Origin of the sequence: Streptomyces prasinopilosus (genome assembly GCF_001419695.1) — a bacterium.
GTDB lineage: Bacteria > Actinomycetota > Actinomycetes > Streptomycetales > Streptomycetaceae > Streptomyces > Streptomyces prasinopilosus.
This window is the reverse complement of the sequence record NZ_LIRG01000364.1, coordinates 1-2,845: the sequence shown is the minus strand read 5'-3', so window position 1 is coordinate 2,845 and position 2,845 is coordinate 1. Positions and strand designations below refer to the sequence as shown.

The following is a 2,845-nucleotide window of genomic DNA, read 5'->3' as shown; positions in this document are numbered from 1 at the left end:
GCCCCGGCGACCGTCGCCGGCCACCCCGGCGGCGCGCCGACCGGGCCGGACGTGCCGCCCCGGCCCACCACGGCGGCCCTCGCCCCCCGCATCACCGCCGCCTTCGAGGCCGAGCACGTCGAGATCGACGCCGTCTGCCTGACCGCGGCGTCCCTCACCCTCGCCATCGGCGAACCGCTGCGCCAGATCCACGCCGGGCGGATGAAACCGGCCAAGGTCGACGTCCGCGTCCTGCTGCCCGGCAGGAACATCGACCTCGCCTTCCCCGTGGCGGTCGGGGACCTGGGCCGGGACCGGGACGGCGACCGGGGCGGGGACCCCGTGCACGAGCGGTGGCTGGCGGTGCGCAACGCCCAGGGGCAGGTGCTCCGGCACCATCTGCTCGCCCTGCGCGCCACCCACGGCGTCGACGTGCGGGTCACCTTCCGGGCGCTGCCCTTCACCCCGCCGGTGAAGCTCTACCTGCTCAACGGCGTGGAGGCGCTGTTCGCCTACTACACGCCGGCGCGCGGCGAGGCCCGGATCGGCCGGGAGGACGTCCAGACGTACGACGCGCAGGGCAGCCGCTCCGCGCTGTTCGCGTTCGGGCGGGATGCCGGGATGCGGGACGGCGCCTTCGTGGCGCAGTCCCGGCTGTGGTTCGACGCGTTGTGGGAGACCATCAGTTCGGAGCTGCGGCTCACGGGCTGACGTCTCCCTGCCCCCGCGGCCGGGGGCCCGGCACGTACGGGCGGTTCAGAGCGCGGGCCGCGCCACCAGCAGGGCGAGCAGGACGGCGCCGGCGGAGCTGACGCCCGGGCTCTTGGCCTTGACGCCGACGGTGAGCAGCAGCAGGCCGAGGAGGCCGGCGAAGCCGTACTTCCATTCGACGTACTGCTCGAGGGTGACGACGAGGATCGCGGAGACGAGAGCGAGGACTGGCACGATGTTCCCCCTTCGTGCTGCTTCGTGCTTTCCTGTGGACGGAAGCGGAACTTCCGCCAACTCGGTCAAGTTGGTTGCCAACTCTGGCTATGTTGTCCCCACTTGGCCGGTGCTTGTAAACAACTTCCAGGCAACTCCCCATAGATAGACCAAAGTTGTAGCGTTCGGTCGTGGCCCAGGAGAACGTCGCAGTGAACGGCAACAGCAGGAAATCGCCCCAGGAGATCGCCGACATCCTGCGCGAACGCATCCGCGCCGGGGAACTCAGGGTCGGCGAACGCCTGCCGACCCAGGCCGAACTCGCCGAAGAGTTCGGGGTGGAGCGCGGCGTCGTCCGCCAGGCGCTGCGCATCCTCGCGGACGACGGTCTGCTGAGCAACGTCAGCAAGGGCAGCCCGCCCCGGATCGCGGAGCCGGCCCCGGCGTCGGACGAGCCCCAGCCGGCCGTGGTCGGTCTCGCCCCCCGTCTCACCGAGGCCTTCTCCGCTCCGCACGTCCGCGTCGACGTCGTGTCCCACACCTCCGAGACGCTGATGGTCGCCGTCGGTGAACCCGTCCGGCTGATCCACGAGGGCAGGCTCCGCCCCGAGTCGATCGAGTTCCGCGTCCTCCTGCCGTCCCGGACCATCAACCTGGCCTTCCCCGTCCCCGTCGACGAGGGCACCGGCGACGGCGACCCGGTACACGAGCGCTGGCTGCGGATGCGCAACGCCCAGGCCCAGGTGCTCCGGCACAACCTGCAGACCGTCCACCACACCCACGGCATCGACGTGCGGGTCACCTTCCGGGCCCTGCCCTTCACCCCGCCGGTGAAGCTCTACCTGCTCAACGGGCAGGAGGCGCTCATGGGTTACTACCTGCTCGCCCGGCGCGAGGAGGAGTGCGACTCCCGCAGCCTGGACGTGTACGACGCCCTCGGCTCCCAGTCCCTGCTCTTCTCCTTCACCCGGCAGGCCGGGCAGCGGGACCGGGCGTTCGTGGCGGAGTCCCAGAAGTGGTTCGACGCCCTCTGGGAAACCATCACGACGGACCTGACACTCTCCTAGTGACTTCTGACGCGACGCGGACCGGACCGGTGGCACGGGGGACCGAGGACGACCGGAAGGGCCGCGTCGGTCCCGCCGGACTGGAGGAACTGGTCCGCGACGCCCGGCTCGTGCTGTGGGACTTCGACGGGTCCGTCTGCCGCCTCTTCGCGGGCCGTGCGGCACGGCTGGCGGCGGCGGACCTCGTCGAGTGGCTGGAGGACCGGGGTCTGCACGGCCTGCTCACGGAGTCCGAACGCGAGGCGCCGCACCCGCACGCGGTGCTCCGCGCCGTCGCCCGCGGGCACCCCGGTGGCGACCTGGTGGCCGAGCTGGAGGAGCGGGTCACCCGTCAGGAGATGCCGGCCGCGTCCTCGGCCTGGCCCACCCCCTACGCCGACCCGCTGATCCGCACCTGGACCGCGGCGGGCGCCCGGCCGGCCATCGCCTCCGACACCTCCCCTCGCGTGATCCGCGCGTACCTGGCGACCCGCGGCCTCGTCGACTGCTTCGCCCCCCGCATCCACGGCCGGACCCGGGACCTCGGGCAGCTGAAGCCCGACCCCGGTTCCCTGCACCGCGCCCTGAGCGCCACGGGGGTCGCCGCCTCCCGTGCGCTGATGATCGGGAACATGCCGGCGGACCACGAGGCCGCCCTGCGGGATTCCGGTGCCGGGACCGTCCTGGACTCGCTGGAGCCGCTGTTACGGCTCCTCCGCCGCTGAAACCGGTCCCGGGGCCCGGCCGGAGCCCGGTCCCCGCCCGCCGCCGGGAGCGGGATCACGGTTCCCGGCGACGCCCGGGCCGGCCGCGGGCCCCGGCCCCCACGGCCCGCCGCCCCACGGCGACCGGCCCGGGACGGTCGCCGTGGGGCGGCGGGCCGTGGGGGCCGGGGC

General features: G+C 73.4%; 4 protein-coding genes. 3 read left to right on the top strand and 1 reads right to left on the bottom strand.

The window, feature by feature from the left end; all coding sequences use genetic code 11:
* Positions 1-690: hypothetical protein (locus AOK18_RS16290; protein WP_055694829.1), on the top strand; the 690-nt coding region annotated here is incomplete at its 5' end.
* Between the two features lie 45 nt (positions 691-735).
* Here AOK18_RS16290 and AOK18_RS16285 read toward each other — a convergent pair.
* Positions 736-924: a hypothetical protein gene (locus tag AOK18_RS16285; protein WP_055570674.1), complete on the bottom strand. Its 189-nt coding sequence runs from the start codon at positions 922-924 to the stop codon at positions 736-738.
* A gap of 170 nt (positions 925-1,094) precedes the next feature.
* Between AOK18_RS16285 and AOK18_RS35395 the strand changes: the two genes are divergently transcribed.
* Together AOK18_RS35395 and AOK18_RS16275 are read left to right on the top strand one after the other, a co-directional pair.
* Complete coding sequence (locus AOK18_RS35395; RefSeq protein ID WP_420865618.1) at positions 1,095-1,970, top strand: GntR family transcriptional regulator; 876 nt, start codon at positions 1,095-1,097, stop codon at positions 1,968-1,970.
* Positions 1,919-2,674, top strand: coding sequence for an HAD family hydrolase (locus AOK18_RS16275; protein WP_099048891.1), 756 nt, complete (start codon positions 1,919-1,921; stop codon positions 2,672-2,674). The genes AOK18_RS35395 and AOK18_RS16275 overlap by 52 nt, the downstream gene beginning before the upstream one ends.
* Positions 2,675-2,845: the final 171 nt, after the last annotated feature.